We start from the raw sequence: 2,500 nt of genomic DNA on the forward strand, positions 1-2,500 counted from the left end.
TATCTCATCCAAACATAGCTACCCTGCGATGCAGCTGGCGCCACAACAGGTGCACTAGAGGTTTGTCCGACTCGGTCCTCTCGTACTAAAGTCAGCTCCCTTCAAATTTCTAACGCCCGCAATAGATAGAGACCGAACTGTCTCGCGACGTTCTGAACCCAGCTCGCGTGCCACTTTAATGGGCGAACAGCCCAACCCTTGGGACCTTCTCCAGCCCCAGGATGTGACGAGCCGACATCGAGGTGCCAAACCCCCCCGTCGATGTGAGCTCTTGGGGGAGATCAGCCTGTTATCCCCGGAGTACCTTTTATCCTTTGAGCGATGGCCCTTCCATACGGAACCACCGGATCACTATGCTCTGCTTTCGCACCTGATCGACTTGTAGGTCTCACAGTTAAGCGCCCTTATGCCATTGCACTCTACGCACGGTTACCAAGCGTGCTGAGGGCACCTTTAGAAGCCTCCGTTACTCTTTTGGAGGCGACCACCCCAGTCAAACTACCCACCAAGCACTGTCCCCCGATGACGGGGTTAGGCTTCAAATAAACAAAGGGTGGTATTTCAAGGTTGACTCCACAACACCTGGCGATGCTGCTTCAAAGTCTCCCACCTATCCTACACATTGTTTATCCGAAGTCAATACTAAGCTGTAGTGAAGGTTCACGGGGTCTTTTCGTCCCATTGCGGGTACTCGGCATCTTCACCGAGACTACAATTTCACCGAGCTCATGGCTGAGACAGTGCCCAGATCGTTGCACCATTCGTGCAGGTCGGAACTTACCCGACAAGGAATTTCGCTACCTTAGGACCGTTATAGTTACGGCCGCCGTTTACCGGGGCTTCAATTCAATGCTTCTCCGAAGATAACATCTCCTCTTAACCTTCCGGCACCGGGCAGGTGTCAGACCCTATACATCATCTTTCGATTTCGCAGAGTCCTGTGTTTTTGATAAACAGTCGCCTGGGCCTTTTCACTGCGGCCTCTGTTGCCAGAGGCGCCTCTTCTCCCGAAGTTACGAGGCTATTTTGCCTAGTTCCTTAGCCATGAATCACTCGAGCACCTTAGGATTCTCTCCTTGACTACCTGTGTCGGTTTGCGGTACGAGTTGTATATACCTGAAGCTTAGAGGTTTTTCTTGGAAGTCTGATTAGGTCCATATCTCATCATCCGAAGACTCCGAGTACTATCACCTTCGACAAGCTCTGCGGATTTACCTACAGTGCCTATATCTACTGGCTTTAACGTACTATTCCGTCAGTACGCAGGACTTTCACTACTCCGTCACCCCATCGCAGTATACACAAGTACGGGAATATTAACCCGTTTTCCATCGACTACCCCATTCGGGTTCGCCTTAGGTCCCGACTAACCCTGAACCGATTAGCGTTGTTCAGGAAACCTTAGTCTATCGGTGAGCAGGTTTCTCGCCTGCTTTATCGTTACTTATTCCTACATTTTCTTTTCTAGCCGCTCCAGCAAACCTCACAGTTCACCTTCGACGCAACTAGAATGCTCCCCTACCCATCTTTCGATGCTATTGCTTCGGCAGTATGCTTAATGCCCGATTATTATCCACGCCCGATCGCTCGACTAGTGAGCTGTTACGCACTCTTTAAATGAATGGCTGCTTCCAAGCCAACATCCTAGCTGTCAAAGCAATCAGACCACGTTTGATCAACTTAGCATACATTTGGGGGCCTTAGCAGATAGTCTGGGTTGTTTCCCTCTCGGACAAGGACCTTAGCACCCATGCCCTCACTCCCAAGTATATTTAGTAGCATTCGGAGTTTGACAGGATTTGGTAGGCGGTGAAGCCCCCGCATCCAACCAGTCGCTCTACCTCTACTAAACTAAACTTGAGGCTGCACCTAAATGCATTTCGGGGAGAACGAGCTATTTCCCAGTTTGATTAGCCTTTCACCCCTACCCACAGCTCATCCAAAGACTTTTCAACGTCAACTGGTTCGGTCCTCCACTCTGTGTTACCAGAGCTTCAACCTGGCCATGGGTAGATCACCGGGTTTCGCGTCTACCCCCACTAACTAAACGCCCTATTCAGACTTGCTTTCGCTTCGGCTGCTTGGCTGAACCAATTAACCTCGCTAGTGAGGAGTAACTCGTAGGATCATTATGCAAAAGGCACGCCGTCATCCCTAATGGGACTCCGACCGCTTGTAAGCGTACGGTTTCAGGTACTATTTCACTCCCTTATTCAGGGTACTTTTCACCTTTCCCTCACGGTACTAGTGCACTATCGGTCTTTCAGGAGTATTTAGCCTTATCAGATGGTTCTGACAGATTCACACAGGATTTCTCGTGTCCCGCGCTACTCAGGATACCACTACCATTTATTCAAAATTACCTTTACGGGACTTTCACCCTCTTTGGTTGGCTCTTCCAAAACCATTCAAGTTCTTTGAACAACAGATATCGTGGTCCTACAACCCCAAAATTGCCGAAACAACTTTGGTTTGGGCTTGTCCCATTTCGCTCGCCACT

1 rRNA gene (only partly in view) is annotated in these 2,500 nt (G+C 49.8%); it reads right to left on the reverse strand.

What is annotated here, in order from left to right:
• Positions 1–2,500: ribosomal RNA gene (locus ACO05P_RS08875) — 23S ribosomal RNA — on the reverse strand (it extends past both window edges: 145 nt to the left, 227 nt to the right).

Source organism: Croceimicrobium sp., assembly GCF_965228705.1.
Lineage (GTDB): Bacteria > Bacteroidota > Bacteroidia > Flavobacteriales > Schleiferiaceae > Croceimicrobium.